The organism is Hyphococcus sp. D3-15 (assembly GCF_055809375.1).
Genome location: NZ_CM147910.1, coordinates 4,099,917 through 4,119,149, shown reverse-complemented (window position 1 = coordinate 4,119,149; position 19,233 = coordinate 4,099,917). Strand labels below are relative to the sequence as shown.

Sequence of the window (19,233 nt, the reverse complement as noted above, 5' to 3'; positions counted from 1 at the left end):
AGAAGCCTGGTGTTGCATCAGGTTCGGAAATTATGAGCGAAACTTTCAACATCACTTTCCTCCTATTTCCGAATCTGACGCAGCTCGATTTCACCGGGCCGTTGCAGGTCCTGTCACGCCTGCCGGGGGCGCAGGTTGCGCTGGCCGCGAAAAGCCTGGCGCCCGTGCCGACGGATACGGCGCTGACGCTGAACCCGACCCATGATTTCAAGAGCTGTCCGCCTGCGGATCTTCTGTGCATTCCCGGCGGTTTCGGAATTGACGATGCGATGCGCGACGCGGCGACCATTGCTTTCGTCAGGGAGCAGGCGGCGGGCGCGAAATACATAACTTCGGTCTGCACCGGCGCGTTTATTCTCGGCGCGGCGGGCCTGTTGAACGGCAAGAAAGCGACGACGCACTGGGTCTATCATGACGCGCTGCCTGAAGTGGGCGCGACGCCGGTAAAGGCCCGCTATGTGCGTGACGGAAATCTCTTTACCGGCGGCGGCGTGACGGCGGGCATCGATTTCGCATTTGCGATTGCCGCAGAAATCGCCGGAGAGGATGCCGCCAAAGCGATCCAGCTCGGGCTTGAATATGACCCGGCACCGCCCTTCCATGCGGGTGTCCCGGACAAAGCGGCGGCGCCGGCGCTCGCCGCGCAACAGGCGCGCTATGCGCCGCGGCTGGCGGCGTTTCACCAGGCGCTGGCCGAGGCCAAGGCGAATAGCTGATTGGACCGGATCGGGGCTTCGCCCGGTTGCGAAGTTGTAATATGGTCGGGCGCAACGCGCCCCATTCTCGCCAGATTGCGGGCTCAAACCGCAAGCGACCCATTCAAGGAGCCCATCATGACCGCCATTCGTTTGTTCCGCCCGATGCTTGTCGTTCTTGCGGCCATGTCGGCGCTGTCTGGCGCCGCTTTCGCTGCGTCGAAAGAAAAGATCGACCTGCGCACCGACAGGGCGCTCGCGGAGTTTCGCGAGGAGGTGAAGGGCGCGGATGCGGTGTTGGCGAGGGCCGTCGGCGTGCTGGTGTTTCCGTCGATCAAAAAGGCCGGCATCGGCATTGGCGGCGAATATGGACAAGGCGCCCTGCGCATTGACGGCAATACGGTCGGTTATTATTCGACCGCCTCCGCCTCGATCGGGTTCCAGCTTGGCGCTCAGGCGCGCCGCCAGATCATCGTCTTTCTCGACCCTAAAGCGCTGGAAAAATTCCGCTTGAGCGATGGCTGGGAAGTCGGCGTGGATGCTTCCGTCGCGGTCATCACCGTGGGTGCGGGCGGCGCGGTCGATGCGACCCAGATCAACCAGCCGATTGTCGCCTTCGTCTTTGACTCCAAAGGCCTGATGTATAACCTGTCGCTTGAGGGCTCGAAGATCAGCGAGATCCACAACGACTGACGGCGGGGAGAATACCCCGGCGTTCAACACGGGCGATGGGGTTATGGGGGCGGTTGAGTACGCCGGAGCGCATCCGGCAGCGCCAGAGAATGTGCAAGCGAGCCATGTGCATAATGGGGATGCGCGTGCCGGGAATTTGCAGACGGAAGGCGCCGGGTTTTACGTCTTGATGGCGTTCACCGCGACCGCCGGTCTCGCCGCAACAATCTTTTCATTCGAAACTTTAGCGGACGCAGCCCTTACGGGCGGTCGCGAAATATTGGGATATGGCGCGCTGGCGTTTGTCTGGTGTGCGCTTCTCGTCTGGCAGGCGCGGGCGAAACATGCACGGCGGCGAAGCGACATCGGCTGCGCCGCGGCTGTGCTGGCGGTGGTGATCGCGCTGGCGGCGCCGCATGTGGGCGTGCGGCTGGCGGCGCAGGCGAGCATGAACGAAACGGGCATTTCGCCATTTTTGAGCCTGCTTGCGGCGACGATCCTGTTTCTTACTTGTGTCGCCGCCGGGCTTTTCAATCAGGACCGGCCCGACGCCTATAAACGCTTTATGCTGCTGGCGACGGCGGCGCTGCTTTGGCCCTTGTGGATGCGCTTGCGGCTGGCGTTTTTTCCGGGCGCAACGGAATTGGCGATTGTCGCGGCGCCGCTCCTGGCGGACCTCGCCATCCTTGTCGCCATGGCGCGCGACCGTTTCATCTTAAAGGCTGTGCATCCGGTCTATATGCGCATGGGCGCCGTCATCATCGCCGCGCATGTGGCGGAGGTCGTCGCCTATGACAGCGCGCCCTGGCGCGCAGCAGCAAAAGCGCTGTTTTCGATTTTTAGCGCCAGCGCTTCATCCTGAGGAGAAAAAATTCCTTCGCCCTTCGAGATGCGGCTTCGCCGCTCCTCAGGATGAAGGAATTTTTACGTCTCGAAGGACGGGGCGGCTAGATCAGCTCTATCGCCGCCAGTTGCGCGCGCTTTTCGCCTTCCGACAAAAACGAGCCGAGAAAGCTGTTCTTTGCGAGCGTTTTCACGTCCTCGCGGGTGAGCGGCAGGGCGTTGATGACGGATTTGAAATTGTCATTCATATAGCCGCCGAAATAGGACGGATCGTCCGAGTTCACCGTTGCGCGCAGATTGAGATCGAGCATGCGTTTTAACGGATGCGCGCGCATGTCGTCGACAACGCAGAGCTTGAGGTTCGACAAGGGGCAAACGGTCAGCGTCATCTGTTCCGCCGCCAGCCGCGCCACAAGCGCGTCATCCTCCAGCGACCTGTTGCCATGATCGAGCCGGTCAATGGCGAGCAGGTCGAGCGCTTCATGCACATAATCCGGCGGGCCTTCCTCGCCCGCATGGGCGACGAGTTTCAGCCCGCGTTCTTTCGCGGCCTTGAACACGCGCGCGAATTTTGACGGCGGATGACCGACCTCAGATGAATCGAGCCCGACGCCTTCGATCCGGTCGAGCCAGCCTTCTGCCTGGTCGAGTGTTTTGAGCGCATCATCTTCGGGCAGGTGGCGCAGGAAACACATGATCAGCTTCGTCGTCATGCCGAATTGCGCTTTCGCCATGGCGAGCGCGGTGACGATGCCGCTGATCGCCGTGTCGAAGGGCACGCCGCGGTCAGTGTGTCCTTGCGGATCGAAAAAGATCTCCGCATGGCGCACATTATCGGCGCGGGCGCGGTTTAGATACGCCATGGTGAGATCGAAGAAATCTTCTTCGGTCTGCAACACGCTCATGCCCTGATAATAAATGTCGAGAAAGTCCTGAAGGTTTGAGAACTGATAGGCGGCGCGGATTTCCTCGACCGACTTGAAGGGAATATCGACCTTGTTGCGCTGGGCAAGCTTGAACAGCATTTCCGGTTCAAGGCTGCCCTCGATATGAAGGTGCAGTTCGGCTTTCGGCAGGGCGGCGGCGTAGGCGGTAAGGTCTTGCTTGTTCATGCGGACTTTCTGATTTTTCGTATTATCGCTGCGATCAGGGCGATGACTACGCCGATCACGCTCAGCAGCATAGCCGGCATGAAGGAAGTCATTTTCAACGTCGTCGCGACCTGCTGAACAAGCACAATCCCTTCCGATGGATTGAAAAAACCAGCCGCGAAGCCGGCGAGGATCGCATCCTCCAGCAACTCGCAAGCAACATAGATCGCCGGCAAGATCAGCAGGAACCGCAGCGCGCTTTTGTCGAGGCGCATGGCTTTCAATCCAAGCGCCATGCCGATCACTGCGAAAAAGAAATTCATCACCGTGTAGGGAATGTCGAGCGCCTGCCAGAGAATGTAATCGCCATTGGCTTTGGCGGCGGCGAGCGCGTCCAGTGAACGGACCGGTTCAATCGCCGGAATGCCCGGCTGGGTCTCCGGCAACATGCCGCCGGCGGCCTCCAATGCCCGCGTCCACGGGCTGTCCAGGGTGAAGGCCCAGTAGGAGTAGGCGAACAGGATGGCGGTCCAGACGATGAAGCCGGTCCAGCTCGCCTTTTCAATGCGGGTTGAAATCCATCCGGTCATTAAAACAGGAAGTTCTCCTTGAAGGTCAGGCCCCTGGCGCGGGTGAATTCGGCTGCGCCGTCCTTTTTGGCGATATCAAAGGCGGCGTGCATGAACGCATTATAGGCGCCGCTCTCGACCGTATCGACCGCGCGAAACTCCGCATGCGCGGAGTCCTTTGTGATGGTGAGGTTGATATAGCCGTGATGCTCGCCGGACAGAAAGCGCACATCCTTGTTCTCGCGCGCTGTAAGCAGCGCATATTCCGCGCCCTTGCCGCCCAGAAATTCGCGATTGTATGGTGAGGGGGAGGTGACGGAATGCACGCCCAGCTCCACGCCGACCTGATCGCCGGCCTTGTCCACCAGGTCATTCGCCCACCAGGTATGGGTGTCGCCGGTGACGACAATCATGCCGCCGCCGCCCGCTTCGCGCACCATGTCGTAAAAGCGTTCGCGCGCCGCCGGATAGCCGTCCCAGGCGTCGAAATTTGCAGGCAGTCCGAGTGCGGACGATTTCACGAAAGAGCGCGCCGGCTCCCATTGCGCTTCCAGCGCCGCGAGGTCCTCTTCGGTGACATGCGGCGTCAGGTCCGGCGCGGTGACCTTCGCCATCGTTACCTGATTGGCGACAAGGCGCCATGGCTGTCCGGCGGCGACCGAATTGCGCCAGACGCGGTCGAAATAATCGAGCTGCGCGGCGCCAAGCATTTCTCTTGTTTCATCCCAGATTATTTTTGAGAGAAACAGGTCCGCATCTTCCTGCGAGTTCAGCGTCGGGATGACTTCGGCGTATTCAAATTGTTTCGTACGCGCCATCAGCCGGGTTTCCAGCGCCGCAATGGTCAGCAAGTCGCCATAGGAGAAGGAGCGGAAGAAGGCTTCCGGCGCCATATCCGGTTCGCGCACCGGCATCCATTCATAATAGGCCTGCAACGCGGCGCGGCGGCGCGCTTCCCATTCGCCTTCGGTCAACGGGTCGTGGTTTTCCGCGCCGCCACGCCATGAATCGTTGGAGACTTCGTGATCGTCCCAGATTGCAATCAGCGGATGGCGCGCATGCATCGCGCGCGAGGCGGGATCGGCTTTGTATTGTCCGTGGCGGATGCGGTAATCGGCGAGCGTGATGCATTCATGCGCGGGCAAATGTTCGCGATCGAGCGCCCGGCCGGCGTCGCCGCCATAGCCCTGTCGGTCATATTCGTAAATATAGTCGCCGAGGTGGATCACCGCGTCGATATCGTCCTCGCGGGCGACGAGGTCATAGACGTTGAAATAACCGAACGGATAATTGGTGCAGGAGAGCACCGCAAAGCGCGCCTTGTCGACAGCGCCGGTGGGCAGCGTTCTGGAGCGTCCTGTCGGCGAAACCGCATCGCCGATTTGGAACCGGTAAAAATAGGTCGCGCCCGGCTGCAGATCGCCGACGAGGGCTTTCACCGTCCAGTCGCGATGCAAGCCGGTGGTTGTGTCGCCGCTCGCGACAATCTCGGTGAAGGCTTCATCATGCGCGACTTGCCAGGCGACGATGGCGCGCGAGCCGCTTTCAGAGGGTGAGATCCGCGTCCAGATGACGACAGACGTCGCAGCCGGATCGCCCGATGCGACGCCATGAGAAAACACCCCCGCCGCCGTATCGCTGACCGCAACATAGGGCGTCATTTTCGGGCTGGAGGCGCAAGAGGCGGCGCCGATGGCGAGCCCCGATGTCAGCGCGGCGCGGCGGGTGAATTTGTTAGACATCGGCTGTTTCCAATTGCTGCGGCCTAAAGTCTTCCCCTGTCGGGGTGGCTGTACGCATCTTTTGCGCTAATCTTATGACAGAAACTTGGGCGCTCTGTCGAACGTCGCCCGCAGTATGTTGAGGGACTTATGCGGAAAATGGCGTGGACGGGGCTGGCCGTTCTGATGCTTGGCGCATGCGCGCAGCCGAATGATGCGGGCGAAGGCGATGTGAAAACCGCTGACGCCAAGAGCGAGGGCGCGCTTGCAGGCGATGCTGCGACGAAAGACGCAAGCGACGATAAAGCGCCCGAGCCGGTGCGCCCGCCGCTCGATCCCTATCCCTCAACCTACAAGCCCTATCCGGGGGAGACTGTGCTGCTCACCGGCGCGATGGTGCTGACCGGAACAGGCGAGCGCATCGAAAACGGCGCTGTCCTAATCGCGGACGGAAAAATTTCCGCGGTCGGCGCCGCCGGGTCGATCACCGCGCCGGAAGGCGCCGCGACGGTGGATGCGAAAGGCAAATGGATCACGCCGGGCATCATCGATATTCACTCCCATCTTGGCGACTATCCCTCGCCCTCCAATGCATCCACATCCGACGGCAATGAGATTGTCGCGCCCAACACCGCTCATGTCTGGGCGGAACATTCCGTATGGCCGCAAGATGCGGGCTTCACCCGCGCGATCGCCGGGGGGATCACGTCGCTGCAAGTGCTGCCCGGTTCGGCGAACCTGTTTGGCGGACGCTCTGCGATTTTGAAAAACGTGCCATCGCGCACGGTGCAGGACATGAAATTTCCCGGCGCGCCTTACGGGCTGAAAATGGCCTGCGGTGAAAATCCGAAACGGGTTTACGGCGAGCGCGGCGGTCCCGGCACGCGCATGGGCAATATGGCCGGCTATCGCGCCGCATGGATTGAAGCGGCGGCGTATAACAAACGCTGGAGCGATTACTGGACGGCGTTTGAAAAATGGCAGGACGACGATAGCGACGACAAATCGGATGTGCCGCCGGAAGCGCCATTACGCGATCTCAAACTGGAAACCCTTGGCGGCGCGCTGAATGGCGACATCGCCGTCAACATGCATTGCTATCGCGCCGATGAAATGGTGCAGGTCCTCGATATGGCCAAGGAGTTTGGCTATAAAGTTACGACCTTCCATCACGCTATCGAAGCTTACAAAATCGCCGACTATCTGGCGGAGAATAATGTCTGCGCGGCGGTCTGGGCCGACTGGTGGGGCTTCAAGCTCGAGGCCTTCGATACGGTGGGCGAGAACGCGGCATTGGTGCACGCCCAGCCCGGCGGTTGCGCCATCATCCATTCTGATGATGAGCGCGGCATTCAGCGGCTCAATCAGGAAGCGGCGAAAGCCATGGCCGACGGACGGCGGATCGGCGTCGCGATCGAGCCGGAAGACGCCATTGGCTGGATCACCTCAAACCCGGCGCGGGCGATGGGCATTCTCGATCAGACCGGCACGCTCGAAGCGGGCAAGATGGCGGATGTGGTGATCTGGAACGGCAATCCCTTCTCGGTCTACGCGAAAGCCGAGAAGGTCTATATTGACGGCGCCTTGTTATATGACCGGTCCAATCCGGCGCTTTCGCCGCGCGTCGATTTCGAACTCGGCCTTCACGATAACGGCTTTACCGGCGGAGCAGGGCAATGAACGCAAACATCATGAAAAGCCGTATACTGAGAAAATTGTTTCTCGCCGCTGCGGCGCTGGTTTCCGCCGCCGCATCGCCGGTGCTGGCGCAAAGCATCGCGATCATGGATGGGCGCGTCCATACGGTGTCCGGCGACGTCATTGAAAACGGCGATGTCATCATCCGCGACGGCCGGATTGTCGAAGTCGGCGCCGATCTGTCGCCGCCGGCCGGTTCGACCGTCATTGACGCCTCCGGCAAGATCGTCACGCCGGGCCTGTTCAGCGCCTATTCAAGCATAGGCCTGGTGGAAATCGGCGCGGTCGATGACGCCAATGATTCAAGACCGGCTGACGGGTTTGGGCTCGGCGCCGCGTTCAACGCCGTCGACGCCTTCAACCCGTCTTCAGTGCTAATTCCGGTGAACCGCGCGGGCGGGGTGACGCGTGCGCTTTCCGCACCAATCGCAGGCAGCTCGTTATTCGCTGGCAAGGCGGCGGTGGTCGATCTGTCGGGCCGCGCCAATTCGGTGATGCGCGCCGATGTCACGCAAATCGCCGCCATGGGCGAAAGCGGCGCGGTTCGTCAGGGCGGCACGCGCATGGGCGCCTGGCTGGTGCTGCGGGAATATCTCGATGAAGCCCGCTCCTATCAGGCGAACCCGAATGATTATGTGCGCCGCCCCCGCGAGGCGCGTTTCGCACTGTCGGACCTGAAAGCGCTTGGGCCGGTGGTCAATGGCGATCAACCGCTGATCGTCGCGATCAACAGCGCCAATGACATTCGCACTTTGATCCGGGTGAAAAACACCTACCGCATCAAAGTGATCATTCTTGGCGGGTCAGAAGCGTGGCGTGTGGCGCGCGAGCTTGCCGAGGCGGGCATTCCGGTGATCACCAGCGGCATGGATAATCTGCCGGTGCAGTTTGAGGATATTGACTCTACCTTGAAAAACGCCGCGCGGCTGCATCAGGCCGGGGTGAAATTTTCCTTCTATGAAGGCGCGCATAATATTCGTCTTATCCGCCAGCATGCGGGCAACGCTGTCGCGGAAGGGCTTCCTTATGCGGCGGGGCTGAAGGCGCTGACCCTGGCGCCGGCGGAAATGTTCGGTCTTGGCGATCAGCTCGGTTCGCTTGAGGCGGGCAAGATCGCCGATGTGGTGATCTGGGACGGCGATCCGCTGGAAGTGACCACCAAGCCGGAAGCGGTTTACATCAATGGCCGCCTGCAGGACCTCAACAACCGTCAGCGCATGTTGATGGAGCGCTATCGCGATCTATCGCGCGGCGATCTTCCGCACGCATATCGCGGCGCGGACTAAACCTAGCTGACTGTCTGGCTTTCAAGACCCGCAAGCGTTTCGCGCTTGCGGGTTTTTTGCGCGCCGCCCTCGGCGATCAGGCTCAGGGCGAGCGACGGCAAGAGGCCGAGCCCAATCAGGATCAGCGCCGCCAGCGCCGCATCGGCGAGACGCTCATCCGCGGCGAGGCGATAAATCTGGGTGCTGAGGGTTTCAAAGTTGAACGGCCGCAAGATCAGCGTAGCGGGCAGTTCTTTCGCAATGTCGATGGCGACGATAGCCGCGCCCGCCAGAACCGATGCGCGCGCCATCGGCCAATGCACCTCGCGCACCAGCCGGCCCGGCGCAGCGCCGAGCATTTTGGCGGCGTCATCCAGCTGCGGGCTGATCTGCGCCATGCCGCCAGCCGTCGCGTTATATCCGGCGGTCAGGAACCGGGCCACATAGGCGTATAGCAGCACGAACACGCCGCCGGCGATGGCGTGGCCGGAAACCCGCGCCAGACTGGACGACAAGGCAAGCACGCCAATCGCCATCACTGCGCCGGGCACTGCGTATCCAAGCGTTGCGGCGCGCAGCACCAGTTTGGCGATCCGGCCGCGCGCGGCGCGCGCGCCATAAGCGAGGATTATCGACAGGGCGGCGGCGATGCACGCTCCGGCGGCGGCGATGATCGCTGTGTTCATCCCCGCATGGGTGAGATTGCGCATCACGACGGGGCTCGCGCCGAGGCCGAGCTTGGCGAGCAACACGCCGGCAGGCGCGACAAAGCCGAACAGCACCGGCAGCGCGCAGAGCGCCATCACGGCGGCGGCGTGTGGCGCAGAAAGCTTTAACCGGCGGCTCGCCCGTTGTGCGCGCACATCTTCGCTGGCGCGTCCCTTGCGGCTGGCGCTTTCCATCAGCACCAGCATCAGCGCCACCAGAAACAGTCCCGCAGCGAGCTGCATCGCGCCGGTCAGATCGCCAAGCCCGTGCCAGGTGCGGAAGATGCCGACGCTCAAAGTCGGCACGCCGAAATAATCCGCAACGCCGTAATCCGCCGCGATCTCCATCAGGGCCAGCGCCAGTCCGCCGAAAAACGCCGGACGGCTGGCGGTCAGGAGAATACTGAGGCTGGCGCGCATCGGACTTGCGCCAAGTGATCGCGCCGCTTCCATCAGTGAGGCGGAGCGCGCCGACAAGGATGCGGTCATCGCCAGAAAGACATAAGGATAAGTCGTCAGCATCAGGACGAATGCGGCGCCCGGAAGCGAGCGGATTTCCGGCAGCGCGCGCGGCCCGATCACCCCGGCGACCGCGCCAAAGGGACCGAAGAGATCGCCATAGGCGTAGGCGGCCACATAAGCGGGGATCGCAAAGGGCAACGCCAGCGCCACGGCGAAAATTTTCGCCCCGGAAAATCCGTCAGCGAGATCGCCAGCGCCGCGCCGGCGCCGATGAGCCCCGCGCCCAGCCCCGCGAGAAGGCAGAGCATAAGCGTCGTCACCAGATATTGAACGCCGCTCGGGCCGAACAGCAAATGCTCTCCGGCGCCCGTCGCGCCGACAAGCACGGCGGCGATAGGCGCGGCGGCAAGCACCGCAATCGCGGCGATAAGCCCTAATCCGCGCATCGGTCCCGAAGCGGGATTGCGGCTGTTATGATGGTGTGACGCGTCTAGCACTGTTCTTAATTCTCGTTCTCAACTAGTGACATCTATGCGAAAGTCAGGCAATTCCCAATCCCTCAGGGCGAAAGAGATTGCCCGTTAAGTGGATAGACTGTTCGAAAGACGCGCATGAGCCTCGCCCTGACCGACATTTCGCACCGCTTCGGCGAGACGCGGGCCGTCAATGGCGCCAGCCTCGATGTGGGGCCGGGCGAGATTGTCTGTCTGTTCGGCCCCTCCGGTTGCGGCAAGACCACCTTGCTGCGCCTCGCCGCCGGGCTTGAACCGCTTCAGGCGGGCGAGGTTTCGCTTGAAGGCCAGACGCTGGCCGCGCCGGGACGCCAGACCCCGCCGGAAAAGCGGCCGGTCGGTTTTGTGTTTCAGGATTATGTGCTGTTCCCGCATCTGACCGTCGAAAAGAACATCGCCTTTGGCCTTAAGGGCGCGGGCGAGATTAAAGCGCGGGTAGCGGAACAATTGTCGGCCTTCGGCATCGCCGATTTCGCCCGCCGCTTTCCCCATGAACTGTCCGGCGGACAGCAACAGCGTGTGGCGCTCGCCCGCGCCATGGCGCGCAAGCCCAAAGCGCTTTTGCTGGACGAGCCTTTCGCCAGCATCGACGTTGCGCTGCGCCGCCGCTTGCGCGCGGAATTGCGCCGTGTACTGAAGGAACAGCAGGCCGCCGTTTTGCTGGTCACCCATGACGCAGAAGAAGCGCTGGCGCTGGGCGATCGCATCGCCTTGATGCGCGAGGGGCGGATTGTCGAAACGGCGACCCCCGAAGCGCTGTATGAAAGCCCGCAAACCCCGGAAGGGGCGGGGCTGTTTCCCGGATGTCAGACGCTGGCGGGCGAGATACGAGGCGGCGTGTTTCACGCGGTGATTGGCGACGCGCCGGCCGGTGGCATGAAAGACGGGCCCGCCCGCGCGATCCTGCGCGCTGACGCCCTGACCGCGACGCCTGACCCGCAAGGGACGTTTCGCGCCGCCGATATCCGTTTCGCCGGGCCGGGCTGGCTGGCGCGCCTCGACAGCGCCGATGGCGCGTCGCTCGCGGTCGCCATGGCTGCGCCCCCGTCATGGGGCGCGCTGCATTCGGTCAGCGTGGACTGGTCGAAAGCGTTTGTTTTTGCTGGATAAATATGCCCGCCGGTGGTGCGGCGCTTTCGCGCCTTGCCTTCACCCGCATGCCCGCTTAGCTTGCTATTGAGAATTATTCGCAAAAATACGGACGGAAGACATGGCATTCAATCTGGCGTCGGGCAAATGGGTATCAGGCATGGCGGGCATTCTGGCGGCGCTGTTGCTCGCCGCATGCGGCGGGCCTGGCGGCGAGAACGGCGAACAGGCGGCGAAGCGCCCGATCACCGGCGAGGTCAATGTCTATTCCGGGCGCCATTATGATTCCGATATCCTGCTTTATGATCAGTTCACGGAAGAAACCGGGATCAAGGTCAATTACATCGAGGCGGGCGGCGATGCGCTGATTGAGCGTCTCGGCCAGGAGGCGGACGCCAGCCCCGCCGATATTTTCATCACTGCGGATGCGGGCATGTTATGGCGCGCCGATCAGCGCGGCGTGTTTCGCGCCATCGACAATGATGCGCTGGATGCGCGCGTCCCGGCGCAGTTCCGCCATCCGGACGGCAAATGGTTCGGGCTTTCCAAACGCGCGCGCATTGTCATCTACAACAAGGAAATGGGCCTGCCCGAAGGGCTTGAGACTTATGAAGATCTCGCCGATCCCGCTTATCGCGGCATGATCTGCGTGCGGTCCTCTTCCAATATTTACAACCAGTCGCTGCTTGCATCGATGATCGCCCATCACGGCGCACAGGAAGCGGAGCAATGGGCGGCGGGCGTGGTCGCGAATTTCGCGCGCAAGCCGCAAGGCAATGACACTTCCCAGATCGAGGCGGTAGCAGCCGGACTTTGCCGCATCGGCATCGTCAACAGCTATTACACGGCGCGCTTCATCGGGGCGAAGGATGCAAAGGCGGCGGCGATTGGCGACAAGTTCGACCTGTTCTTTCCCAACCAGCAGGGCCGCGGCGCTCATGTGAATATTTCCGGCGCCGGGGTGACGAAATATGCGCCGAATGCGGAAAATGCGGAAAAGCTGATCGAGTTCCTCCTGCGCGATGAATCCCAGGCGGCGTTCGCCAGCGGCAATAATGAATATCCGATTGCGCCGGGCGTTGCGGCGGTCGGCCCGATCGCCGCTTACGCGGATTTTGTCGAGGACGACCTTCCCGCGGCGACGCTTGGCGAGAATCAGCCCGAAGCCGTCCGCATTTTCGACCGTGTCGGCTGGCCATAAATTTGTTCTTCCTGAGTGCGGCGCGCCCTCGCGTATAACGCCATAAATCCCGCATCGGAAACTATGGAATGCGGGGCGCGCGATGAGGCTGAAAAACAAGATTGCATATGTAACCGGCGCAGCCAGCGGCATTGGCGCGGCGACCGCGATCCGCTTCGCCGCCGAGGGCGCGCGCGTCATCTGCTCCGACATTGATGATGAGCGCTCGAAAGAAGTGCTTGGCTACATCTCCCAGGATGGCGGCGAGGCCGACTATATCCACCATGATGTCGCCAATCCCGATGAATGGAAAACCGTCGAGATCCCATTTGCTGGACCGCTATGGCGGCATCGACATCATGGTCAACAATGCCGGCGTCGGCGCGCTGAAAAACATCGAAGACATTTCCTTCGAAAACTGGCGCAAGGTGATGGCGGTCAATCTCGACAGCGTGTTTCTCGGCACGCAAATGGCGGTGCGCCTGATGCGCAAGCGCGGCGCAGGCTCCATCATCAATGTCTCATCGATCTTCGGGATCGTCAGCGAAGCCAAGGCGCCGGCCTATAGCGCGACCAAGGGCGGCGTGCGGTTCCTGAGCAAATCCGTGGCGCTGCATTGCGCCGAGCAGGGATACAATATTCGCTGCAACACCGTGCATCCCGGCTTCATCGACACGCGCATTGGCGAATCGGACATGATGGAGCTCAATGCAGAGCAGGTGGATGCCCTGTTCAGCCGTGTCGCCGCCAATATTCCCATGGGCAAGAATGGCGCGCCGGAAGATATCGCCAGCGGCATGGTCTATCTGGCGAGTGACGATTCCGCCTATGTGACGGGTACGGAACTGGTCATCGATGGCGGCTTTGCGGCCCGCTGATCGCGAAATTTGCGAGGCGGCGCGGGGTGTTCAGGGAAATGGCGCCAGTCAGGGTTGCGAATTGATATAACAAAGATATAACAGTTACTGTATCTTTGGGAGAGTCGCCATGACCGACAAGTCGCCTCAGAGTGAAAACGCCGCCAAGCCGAACAGCGCTGAAAAGAAGGCAAGTAAAGGCGCCGCCGGCAATGACAACGCAGCAGCGCACGGCGTGCGCAAGCGTCCTTCCGGCCTGTTGAAGAATGAAAAGCTGGTCTGGGATGCGCTTTCCGGCAGCATTGAGCCGCTCAAGGCCTATGAGATTCTCGACAAGTTGAAAGAGCAGGGCGTGCGTGCGCCGATGACCGTTTACCGGGCGCTCGACGGGCTTGAGGCCAAGGGACATATCCACAAGCTCGACGGCATGAATGCGTTTGTCCTGTGCAATCACGAAGGTCCGCATGTGGTGCAGACTTTCCTGGTCTGCGAGCGCTGTTCGACGGTGAAGGAATTGCAGGTTGTCGCCGTGGAAGCGGACATCGCGCCGGCAGTGCGCGCCGCCGCCTTCGACATGCATACGGCGCGTCTTGAGATTAAGGGCAATTGCACCAATTGCGCGGCGGCCTAGTTTTTCCGCGCGCTGGCGATGCAGAATGATTGACTCCTAAAACGGCGCGCCTATGGTCGCGCTTACTGTCTGGTTTCATTTCCCGGACAGGCAGCATGCGGGAGAGGCCAGCCACATGATTCGCGCTGGCGCCGAAGGAGCAACCGCCCCGGAAACTCTCAGGCAAAAGGACCGCAGGGCTGCGTTAAAGGCTGGAAAGCGAGCGGCGCATGATTGCCGCTCCACCGACGGAGTAAGCGTGTTCTGTCACCCTTCATGGAAGGGGGCGCGCGCGAAATCTCTCAGGTTCCCATGACAGCCGGGGTCGTCGTATCTTTTGCGGCGATTTTTACATGGGAACTACGAATGAATTCTGCCTTAAAGAAAACCTCGCTTCACAATCTGCACCAGTCGCTGGGCGCCAAGATGGTTGCGTTCGCCGGTTACGATATGCCGGTGCAATATCCGATGGGCGTGTTGAAGGAGCATCTTCACACGCGCGAAAAGGCGGGGCTGTTCGATGTTTCCCATATGGGCCAGGCCTATCTGACAACCACCGAGGCCGAGATCGGCGCGCCGGGCGCTCATGAAAAAATCGCCGCGGCGATCGAGAGTCTTGTTCCCGCCGATATCAAGAATCTGAAACAGGGTGGCGTGCGCTATTCGGTTCTGCTGAACGAGCAGGGCGGCGTGCTGGACGATCTGATGATCACGCGGGTGCTCCGCGACGATCTGCAGGGAACGCTGTTTCTCGTGGTGAATGCGGCGACCAAGGAGCAGGACTTCGCGCTGCTTGAAGACAAGCTGCAAGGCGTTGCAACGCTTGAGGTCGTGCATCATCGCTCGCTGATCGCCTTGCAGGGGCCGAAAGCCGCGGCGGTGATAGAGCGGTTGATGCCCGGCTCGGCGGACCAGCCCTTTATGAGCGTGCGGCCGATGTACTGGCCCGCGTCCGACGACCGCGCCTATATCGTGGTCAGCCGTCTTGGTTACACCGGCGAGGACGGATTTGAAATTTCCGTGCCGAACTCCCATGCAACGCTGCTCGCCAAGGCGCTGCTGGCGGCGCCGGAAGTGGAGCCGATCGGCCTTGGCGCGCGCGATTCGCTGCGCCTTGAGGCGGGGCTGTGTCTCTACGGACATGACCTGACGCCGGAGATTTCGCCGATTGAAGGCAATATCGCTTTTGCGGTCGGCAAGCGCCGCCGCGAAGAGGGCGGCTTTCCGGGCGCGGCGCGCATTCGCCGCGAACTCGCCGAAGGTCCGCAGCGCCTGCGCGTCGGGTTGCGGCCGGAAGGCCGGGCGCCCGCCCGCGAAGGCACGGAAATTCAGTCTACGGATGGAAAGACCATCGGCGCCGTCACCTCTGGCGGTTTCGGGCCGAGCGTCAACGCGCCGGTCGCCATGGGCTATGTGGATGCGGATTTTTCGAAAACCGGAACCCAAGTCAATCTCATCGTGCGCGGCAAGCCGGCGCCGGCGGTGGTCGCCGACATGCCCTTCATTCCGCATAATTATTTTCGAGGTTAGGAGAGAGCCATGACCGTCCACTACACCGAAGATCATGAATGGGTGAAGGCCGAAGGCGATGTCTTCGTCATCGGCATCAGCGCCCATGCGGCGGAGCAATTGGGCGATGTCGTCTTTGTCGAGCTGCCTGAAGCCGGCAAGTCCTTTGCCAAGGGCGATGACATGGCGGTGGTGGAATCGGTGAAGGCCGCTTCCGATGTTTACGCGCCGATCTCCGGCGAGGTGGTTGAGGTCAACGCCGCCATTGTCGACGACCCGTCCCAGGTGAACGCAGATCCGGCGGGCGCGGCGTGGTTCGTGAAAATCAAACCGAGCAAGCCGGCCGAACTCGACGCGCTGATGGATGAGGCGGCGTACAAAGAATTTGCAGGCGCGTCATGAGCGAGAACAAGCCAGACGACAGCGCGGCGACCGGCGCCGCGACAGGCATTTCACTGGGCATCGCAATGGGCGTTGCCTTGGGCGCCGCCATCGGCGTCGCGCTTGATAATCTGGCGCTCGGCATTGGCGTCGGCATCGCGATAGGCGCAGGCGTCGGCTCAGCCCTCGGCGCGGCCTCTGCGAAGTCGAAAAAAGACGACGGCGACAAATAGAGAAACGGAAAACAGCCCATGCGCTATCTCCCTCACAACAACGCCGACCGTCAGGCGATGCTGAAAACCATCGGCGCCGGGGATATCGACGCGCTCTTCGCCGATGTGCCGAAAGACGCGCTGAACGCCGATTTCGACTTGCCCGATCATATGGGCGAGATGCAGGTGGAGCGCGCGCTTGGCGCCATGGCGGCGAAAAACCGCGCGGCGGGGGCGGGCCCGTGTTTCCTTGGCGCCGGCGCCTATAAGCACCACATTCCGGCGACCGTGGATCATATTATTCAGCGTTCGGAGTTTTTGACCGCCTACACGCCCTATCAGCCGGAAATCGCGCAAGGCACGCTGCAATATCTGTTCGAGTTTCAGACCCAGGTCGCCGCCCTGACCGGCATGGAGGTCGCCAACGCCTCCATGTATGACGGCTCCACCGGCTGCGCCGAAGCGGCGCTGATGGCGCGGCGCGTCACCAAGCGCGGCAAGGTTCTGCTCTCCGGCGGGTTGCATCCTCATTATGGCGCGGTGACGCGCACCAATCTGGAGCTTGTAGACGCGAAAGTCGTTCAGGCGCCCCTCGATGCGGACGCATCCGAAGACATTATCGCGCAAATTGACGACGAGACCGCCTGCGTCATCGTCCAGTCGCCGGATGTGTTCGGCAATGTGCGCGATCTGGCGCCGATTGCGGACGCGGCGCATGCGAAAGGCGCGCTGCTCGTCGCGGTGGTGACAGAAGCGGTCTCCTTCGGCGCCTTGAAAAGCCCCGGCGAGATGGGCGCCGACATTGTCGTCGGCGAAGGCCAGTCCATCGGCAACGGCCTCAATTTCGGCGGGCCTTATGTGGGCCTGTTCGCCACGCGCCAGAAATATATGCGGCAGATGCCCGGCCGGCTTTGCGGCGAGACGCAGGACGCGGAAGGAAAGCGCGGTTTCGTGCTGACGCTGTCGACCCGAGAGCAGCATATCCGCCGCGACAAGGCGACGTCGAACATCTGCACGAATTCGGGGCTGTGCACGCTCGCCTTTACGATCCATATGACGCTGCTCGGCGAGGCGGGGTTGCGCAGGCTTGCGATGCTGAACCACGAAGCGGCCTGCAAGACCGCCGACGCGCTGGGACAAATCAACGGCGTCGAACTCGTCAACAAATCCTACTTCAACGAATTCACCTTGCGCCTGCCGAAAGATGCCGCCGAAGTTGTGGACAAGCTTGCTGGCGACGGCGTGCTCGCCGGCGTGCCGGGTTCGCGCCTGTGGCCGCACGACAAGGCGGCGCACAATCTTCTTATCGTCGCCGCGACGGAATGCGTGAGCGATGAGGATATCTCGGTTTTTGCGGCCACCCTCGCGAAGGCGATTTAGAACAATGAGTGCGATTTTTTCAAAACATCTCCCCCCGCTCGTTCCGGCTCATCCTTCGAGACGGTTTGCTGGAGCAAGCCTCCTCAGGATGAAGTCGTTTCTTTTTTCTCTAATCCTCCTTCATCCTGAGGAGCGAACCGAAGGTTCGCGTCTCGAAGGATGCGCAACAGGCGGTGCATCATGACCATGAATAATCAGGGCCGTCCCACAACACCGAGTTCTGGCGCAGGCGAAGCGACGGCAAGCAACGTCAAAACCTTCACCGGCAATAAGGCGCTACAAATCGAAGAGGCGTTGTCTTTCGAAGTCGGCGACTTCGCGGGAACCGGCGTTGATCTGTCCGAGCCTTCCGGCGAGTTCGACCGCCTCGGCGGATTGAACCGCAAGACCGACATCGGTTTGCCGGGTCTTTCCGAACCGGAAACCATGCGCCATTTCGTGCGTTTGAGCCAAAAGAATTACGCCATCGATATGGGCCCGTTCCCGCTCGGGTCCTGCACCATGAAACACAATCCGCGCCTCAATGAAAAAATGGCGCGGCTGCCGGGCTTCGGCGATTTGCACCCATTGGCGCCCGAAGCGGCCGTGCAGGGCGCGCTCGAATTGATCGACACGCTCGCGCATTGGCTGAAAACCCTGACCGGCATGCCCGCCGTCGCCATGTCGCCGAAAGCCGGCGCCCATGGCGAGCTGTGCGGCATGATGGCGATCAAGGCGGCGCTGGTGGCGCGCGGCGAAGGTGAAACCCGCAAGCGCGTGCTGGCGCCTGAATCTGCGCACGGCACCAATCCGGCGACGGCGGTGCAATGCGGCTTTACCGTCGAAAACATTCCCGCCGACAAGACCGGGCGCGTCGACCTTGCGGCGCTGAAAGAAAAGCTCGGCCCTGATGTTGCTGGCATCATGGTGACCAATCCGAACACATGCGGTCTCTTCGAGCGCGATATTCGCGCCATCGCCGATGCGGTGCATGAGGCGGGCGGCTATTTCTATTGTGACGGCGCCAATTTCAACGCCATTGCGGGCAAGGTGCGCCCCGGCGATCTTGGCGTCGATGCGATGCACATCAATCTGCATAAAACCTTTTCAACGCCCCATGGCGGCGGCGGTCCGGGCTCCGGTCCGACAGTGCTCTCCGATGCGCTCGCGCCCTTCGCGCCTGTGCCTTACGTCATTTGCGAAGACGGGCGCTACAGCCTCGTTGAGACCCGCCGCGCCGCGAAAGCCGATGATGATAGCGGCGAAAGCCTGGGGCGCCTCACCGCCTTTCATGGCCAGATGGGCATGTTCGTGCGCGCGCTCTCTTACATGATGAGCCATGGCAAGGACGGCGTGCGCCAGGCGTCGGAAGATGCGGTGCTGAACGCCAATTACGTTCTTGCGCGCCTCAAAACCGAAATGACGCCGGCCTTTGAAGGTCATTGCATGCATGAAGCGTTGTTCGATGATCGCTTCTTGAAAGACACCGGCGTCGAGACCGTCGATTTCGCCAAGGCGATGATCGATGAGGGCTATCACCCGATGACCATGTATTTCCCGCTGGTGGTGCATGGCGCCATGCTGATCGAGCCGACGGAATCGGGATCGATTCGCGAACTCGATCTGTTCTGCGATGCGCTTTTGTCTCTGGCGAAGCGCGCCAAGGCAGGCGAGGCCGCTGCATTCAAAGCCGCGCCTGTCCATGCGCCGCGCCGCCGCCTTGATGAAACCGCCGCCGCGCGCCATCCGGTTCTGCGCTGGACGCCCGAACAAAAGGCGCAAGCGGCGGAATAGGCGGTCC

The 19,233-nt window shown here is 61.7% G+C and carries 19 protein-coding genes, 1 pseudogene and 2 riboswitches; of the genes and pseudogenes, 15 read left to right on the top strand and 5 right to left on the bottom strand.

Going from position 1 to position 19,233, the window contains the following annotated elements:
* Positions 1-32 precede the first annotated feature (32 nt).
* The 3 genes from AC0L8G_RS19820 to AC0L8G_RS19810 all read left to right on the top strand — a co-directional run bounded on the left by AC0L8G_RS19820 (position 33) and on the right by AC0L8G_RS19810 (position 2,229).
* Positions 33-716 carry a DJ-1/PfpI family protein gene (locus AC0L8G_RS19820; protein WP_473385899.1) on the top strand — a complete coding sequence of 228 codons (684 nt, stop codon included), beginning with the start codon at positions 33-35 and terminating at the stop codon, positions 714-716.
* Positions 717-833: 117 nt separating this feature from the next.
* Complete coding sequence (locus AC0L8G_RS19815) at positions 834-1,388, top strand: lipid-binding SYLF domain-containing protein (protein ID WP_473385898.1); 555 nt, start codon at positions 834-836, stop codon at positions 1,386-1,388.
* A 43-nt stretch (positions 1,389-1,431) separates the two neighbouring features.
* Positions 1,432-2,229, top strand: coding sequence for a hypothetical protein (locus AC0L8G_RS19810; RefSeq protein ID WP_473385897.1), 798 nt, complete (start codon positions 1,432-1,434; stop codon positions 2,227-2,229).
* 85 nt (positions 2,230-2,314) lie between these two features.
* On the opposite strand, the gene AC0L8G_RS19805 is transcribed toward AC0L8G_RS19810, so the two are convergent.
* The 3 genes from AC0L8G_RS19805 to AC0L8G_RS19795 are packed head-to-tail and all read right to left on the bottom strand — an operon-like array spanning position 2,315 to position 5,612.
* A complete protein-coding gene (locus tag AC0L8G_RS19805; RefSeq protein WP_473385896.1) occupies positions 2,315-3,322 on the bottom strand; it encodes an adenosine deaminase in 1,008 nt (335 codons plus the stop codon).
* Complete coding sequence (locus AC0L8G_RS19800) at positions 3,319-3,891, bottom strand: hypothetical protein (RefSeq protein ID WP_473385895.1); 573 nt, start codon at positions 3,889-3,891, stop codon at positions 3,319-3,321. Before AC0L8G_RS19800 ends, AC0L8G_RS19805 begins: the two co-directional genes overlap by 4 nt.
* Positions 3,891-5,612 carry an alkaline phosphatase D family protein gene (locus AC0L8G_RS19795; protein ID WP_473385894.1) on the bottom strand — a complete coding sequence of 574 codons (1,722 nt, stop codon included), beginning with the start codon at positions 5,610-5,612 and terminating at the stop codon, positions 3,891-3,893. The genes AC0L8G_RS19800 and AC0L8G_RS19795 overlap by 1 nt, the downstream gene beginning before the upstream one ends.
* Before the next feature lie 138 nt (positions 5,613-5,750).
* Here AC0L8G_RS19795 and AC0L8G_RS19790 point away from each other — a divergent pair, with 138 nt between their 5' ends.
* Both AC0L8G_RS19790 and AC0L8G_RS19785 read left to right on the top strand, forming a co-directional pair.
* Positions 5,751-7,271, top strand: a complete 1,521-nt coding sequence (locus AC0L8G_RS19790; RefSeq protein ID WP_473388918.1) for an amidohydrolase — start codon at positions 5,751-5,753, stop codon at positions 7,269-7,271.
* Positions 7,268-8,575: an amidohydrolase family protein gene (locus AC0L8G_RS19785; protein ID WP_473385893.1), complete on the top strand. Its 1,308-nt coding sequence runs from the start codon at positions 7,268-7,270 to the stop codon at positions 8,573-8,575. Before AC0L8G_RS19790 ends, AC0L8G_RS19785 begins: the two co-directional genes overlap by 4 nt.
* Before the next feature lie 2 nt (positions 8,576-8,577).
* Here AC0L8G_RS19785 and AC0L8G_RS19780 read toward each other — a convergent pair whose 3' ends face one another.
* Together AC0L8G_RS19780 and AC0L8G_RS19775 are read right to left on the bottom strand one after the other, a co-directional pair.
* On the bottom strand, positions 8,578-9,933 hold the full coding sequence (locus AC0L8G_RS19780; RefSeq protein ID WP_473385892.1) for an ABC transporter permease: 1,356 nt from the start codon (positions 9,931-9,933) through the stop codon (positions 8,578-8,580).
* On the bottom strand, positions 9,840-10,220 hold the full coding sequence (locus AC0L8G_RS19775; RefSeq protein WP_473385891.1) for a hypothetical protein: 381 nt from the start codon (positions 10,218-10,220) through the stop codon (positions 9,840-9,842). The genes AC0L8G_RS19780 and AC0L8G_RS19775 overlap by 94 nt, the downstream gene beginning before the upstream one ends.
* 114 nt (positions 10,221-10,334) lie before the next feature.
* Here AC0L8G_RS19775 and AC0L8G_RS19770 point away from each other — a divergent pair, with 114 nt between their 5' ends.
* The 10 genes and pseudogenes from AC0L8G_RS19770 to gcvPB all read left to right on the top strand — a co-directional run bounded on the left by AC0L8G_RS19770 (position 10,335) and on the right by gcvPB (position 19,226).
* Complete coding sequence (locus AC0L8G_RS19770) at positions 10,335-11,345, top strand: ABC transporter ATP-binding protein (protein ID WP_473385890.1); 1,011 nt, start codon at positions 10,335-10,337, stop codon at positions 11,343-11,345.
* A 100-nt stretch (positions 11,346-11,445) separates the two neighbouring features.
* Positions 11,446-12,525 (top strand): Fe(3+) ABC transporter substrate-binding protein, encoded by a 1,080-nt coding sequence (locus AC0L8G_RS19765; protein ID WP_473385889.1) that lies wholly within the window; start codon positions 11,446-11,448, stop codon positions 12,523-12,525.
* An 82-nt stretch (positions 12,526-12,607) separates the two neighbouring features.
* A pseudogene (locus AC0L8G_RS19760) lies at positions 12,608-12,760 on the top strand (SDR family NAD(P)-dependent oxidoreductase); the annotation flags it as partial.
* Positions 12,761-12,788: 28 nt separating this feature from the next.
* Complete coding sequence (locus AC0L8G_RS19755) at positions 12,789-13,382, top strand: SDR family oxidoreductase (protein ID WP_473385888.1); 594 nt, start codon at positions 12,789-12,791, stop codon at positions 13,380-13,382.
* Positions 13,383-13,491: 109 nt separating this feature from the next.
* Positions 13,492-13,992: a Fur family transcriptional regulator gene (locus AC0L8G_RS19750; protein ID WP_473385887.1), complete on the top strand. Its 501-nt coding sequence runs from the start codon at positions 13,492-13,494 to the stop codon at positions 13,990-13,992.
* A gap of 88 nt (positions 13,993-14,080) precedes the next feature.
* Positions 14,081-14,176, top strand: a riboswitch (glycine riboswitch).
* Positions 14,177-14,300: riboswitch (glycine riboswitch) on the top strand.
* A gap of 37 nt (positions 14,301-14,337) precedes the next feature.
* Positions 14,338-15,501, top strand: a complete 1,164-nt coding sequence (gene gcvT, locus AC0L8G_RS19745) for a glycine cleavage system aminomethyltransferase GcvT (protein ID WP_473385886.1) — start codon at positions 14,338-14,340, stop codon at positions 15,499-15,501.
* A 9-nt stretch (positions 15,502-15,510) separates the two neighbouring features.
* Positions 15,511-15,882 carry a glycine cleavage system protein GcvH gene (gene gcvH / locus AC0L8G_RS19740; protein ID WP_473385885.1) on the top strand — a complete coding sequence of 124 codons (372 nt, stop codon included), beginning with the start codon at positions 15,511-15,513 and terminating at the stop codon, positions 15,880-15,882.
* A complete protein-coding gene (locus AC0L8G_RS19735) occupies positions 15,879-16,094 on the top strand; it encodes a glycine zipper domain-containing protein (RefSeq protein ID WP_473385884.1) in 216 nt (71 codons plus the stop codon). Before gcvH ends, AC0L8G_RS19735 begins: the two co-directional genes overlap by 4 nt.
* An 18-nt stretch (positions 16,095-16,112) precedes the next feature.
* Entirely contained in the window at positions 16,113-17,453 is a 1,341-nt protein-coding gene (gene gcvPA / locus AC0L8G_RS19730) for an aminomethyl-transferring glycine dehydrogenase subunit GcvPA (RefSeq protein ID WP_473385883.1), read from the top strand.
* Between the two features lie 180 nt (positions 17,454-17,633).
* Entirely contained in the window at positions 17,634-19,226 is a 1,593-nt protein-coding gene (gcvPB, locus tag AC0L8G_RS19725; RefSeq protein ID WP_473385882.1) for an aminomethyl-transferring glycine dehydrogenase subunit GcvPB, read from the top strand.
* Positions 19,227-19,233 lie beyond the last annotated feature (7 nt).